Below are 2,728 nucleotides of genomic sequence, written 5' to 3'. Positions count from 1 at the left end.
TTCCTTGAAAGCCTCAAGACCTTCCAAGGTGGCGCGGCCAGAGACCAGATCGGAGCCAGATCGGTTAGTCAGACAGTCCGGTCACAGACCCTAGTAGCCGCCACGAAATCTAGCAGGGAGTGAGTCGCCATGAAGGCAGCCGTCGTCACCGAATCTGGCATCGAGGTCCGCGATGTGCCGGAGCCGCGGCCGAAGCCGAACGAGGTGCTGGTCCGCGTCCGCGCCGCCGGGCTGAACCGCGCCGACCTGGCCGTGGCCGCCGGGCACGCGCATGGCAGCATTGGCGGCGTCGGGACAATCATGGGGATGGAGTTCGCCGGTGAGGTCGTCGAAGTCGGCGTCGAGGTGCCCGACAGCATCCGCCCCGGCATGCGGGTGATGGCCAGCGGCGCGGCCGGCTATGCCGAGTATGCGGTAGCGGATTGGGGGCGTGTCTCCTCCCTCTCCGATTCGAACATGGGGTGGGTGCAGGCCGCGACGCTGCCCATCGCGTTGCAGACCATGCACGATGCGGTGGTGACGAACGGCACCCTGAAGCCCGGCCAGAGCATACTGATTCAGGGCGCGAGTTCGGGCGTCGGGCTTATGGGGATGCAGGTGGCGAAGGTTATGGGCGCGGCGCTGGTGCTCGGCAGTTCCTCCGATGCAGGACGACGGGCGCGGCTGGCGGAGTTCGGCTGCGACGTCGCGGTGGACACTGGCGACGCCGGCTGGCCCGACCGCGTGCTGGAGGCGACGGGTGGCCGCGGCGTTGATGTCATTGTCGACCAGGTTTCGGCGAGCGTCGCCAACGGCAATCTTCGCGCCTGCGCCATACTGGGGCGGATCGTGAATGTCGGGCGGCTTGGCGGCGCCAAGGGCGAGTTCGACTTCGACCTCCATGCAATGCGCCGCATCAGCTATATCGGCGTCACCTTCCGCACACGCAGCTTGGAGGAAGTGCGGGAGATCAACCGCCGCATGCGCACCGATCTCTGGCCGGCGGTGGAATCCGGGAAGCTGAGGCTGCCGCTGGATCGAACCTTCCCGCTGGCTGAGGCCGCGGCTGCGCTGGCACACATGAAAGCCAACGCACATTTCGGGAAGATTGTGCTGGAGTGCTGAGGGCGCGGTCAAGGCGAGTGCGGCTTGGCTGGTGGGCTTCGGCCCATTAGGGGCTACGGATGGTCTTGCACTCGGCCTCGGGTTGACGGGGCATTGCCCGGCTTCAGATGGATCTGTCAGCGGTCAGGCAGTGGTGGAACATCAGCCGCTGGATCATCCCGGCCTCAAAAGCCTGGCGCTGCGGCGGATGCCAGCCGGCGGCGTTCATCTTCTCAGCGATGGCAGCGACCGAGCATCCCTGTTCGGTTGAGGCAGTGCTCCGGTCTTTAATCAAATTTTGTCTCGTATGGAGACAAGGCGTTTAATGTGGCCGGCCCGGTCTGTCAGATCATGGCGCCAGCGAGCGCCCTCGAATGGTACAGGCCGCCCGGGCCAGCCGTTTTCGCCGCCGTTACGTGCCCTCAAGCAGTCGGATCTTCAACACGCGGAAGGCCCTTCGCGCCCGGCTGTGACGCTCGTCCTCCAGCAGCCGCTCCAGCTTCGCGCCGATCTCACGCAGCCGCGCCTCGCCCAACCGCTGCGCTTGCACGAACATCGAGCGTTCCTCTGAGCCTGCGTGGTGCTCCATCGCGGCATGCAGGGCGCACAAATGCTCCTCGAACTTCGGCGTGGCGGTGTTCAGCTTCAGCGTCTCCACCAGCAGGTTGGCGGTGCTCAGAATGGGCGAGGGCCACGTCCTCGCTCACCGCTCGCACTGCGGGGTAAAATTCGCTGTCCTCTATGTACTCGTGGATCTCCAGTTCGGAGGCCAGTACGCGCATCAGGTCGCGGCGCTCCAGGTCTTCGCGCGGCATCGTCTCGATCCGGCGGAACAGGTGGCGCAGCAGCATATGATGCTCCACCAGCACCTCCTCGGTCTTGCGTGCGCCCGGCGGCGGCTCCAGCGGCGCTTGCCTGGCCAATCGGGCCAAGCTGTCGGAAGTGACGACCTCATCGCCTGGCTCCTGCTCCCGACAGATCTCAACTATGTCGCTGCGCAGCCGTACCTGGTAGCGCGGCTGCGGCGCGGTAGAGGGGCCATTCAACGGCCGTGCTGTCTCCAGGCAGTAGCGCGAGCCGTGCCAGGGGCAAACCAGCGTCCCCTCCAGCACCCAGCCTTGGTAAAGCGGCCGCCCGTATGCGAGCAGCGCGCACCCATGGCATGCACCCGCCCGCCTTGGCGCACCAGCACCACGCCCACGTCCTGGCCTGCGACTGGATCTCGCACCGTCACTAGGCACGGTAGGGTCTCCTGTAAATCCGCCAGCGGTAGCGCCGGGGTGAATTCGCGCGGCTCCGGACTGCGGTCAGCGTGGTCCACGCCGACGCGCCGGCGATAGACCAGGTGCCCGCCGCGATAGCCGCCCAGCACCATGCACGCCCAGGCGGCGACACTGGCCAGCCGCCCCTTCCGCCGACGCCCGCGCCTATGAAACCGCAACGAAACTAAGTTCAGCCCCAACGCTGTGCTGTTCACCAGCCCGTGCATCAGACCGGCGCGCTGGTCTCGGCCGTTGTGTGTGGTCCCGGGATGAGGTGGTGCGGGTTGATTTTGAAGCCTGACGGATCCTTGGTCCAGGCATCACAGATGGCCTGGAAAGGTGTTCGCCATCGCAGAGCCTTGAGGTGCTTGGCGAAGTTGTAG

2 protein-coding genes are annotated in these 2,728 nt (G+C 66.0%); one reads left to right on the top strand and one right to left on the bottom strand.

The window, feature by feature from the left end:
• Window positions 1–129 precede the first annotated feature (129 nt).
• Window positions 130–1,104 (top strand): zinc-binding dehydrogenase, encoded by a 975-nt coding sequence (locus BLR02_RS28090; protein ID WP_090665480.1) that lies wholly within the window; start codon window positions 130–132, stop codon window positions 1,102–1,104.
• Between the two features lie 391 nt (window positions 1,105–1,495).
• On the opposite strand, the gene BLR02_RS28085 is transcribed toward BLR02_RS28090, so the two are convergent.
• Window positions 1,496–1,741: a hypothetical protein gene (locus BLR02_RS28085; RefSeq protein WP_090665479.1), complete on the bottom strand. Its 246-nt coding sequence runs from the start codon at window positions 1,739–1,741 to the stop codon at window positions 1,496–1,498.
• Window positions 1,742–2,728: the final 987 nt, after the last annotated feature.

This window comes from Belnapia rosea (assembly GCF_900101615.1).
GTDB lineage: Bacteria > Pseudomonadota > Alphaproteobacteria > Acetobacterales > Acetobacteraceae > Belnapia > Belnapia rosea.
This window is presented reverse-complemented; position numbering and strand designations above follow the sequence as displayed.

Excerpts from the sequence above, each read along its gene's own strand:
- BLR02_RS28090 (WP_090665480.1), top strand. The coding sequence starts at position 130 with ATGAAGGCAGCCGTCGTCACCGAATCTGGCATCGAGGTCCGCGATGTG.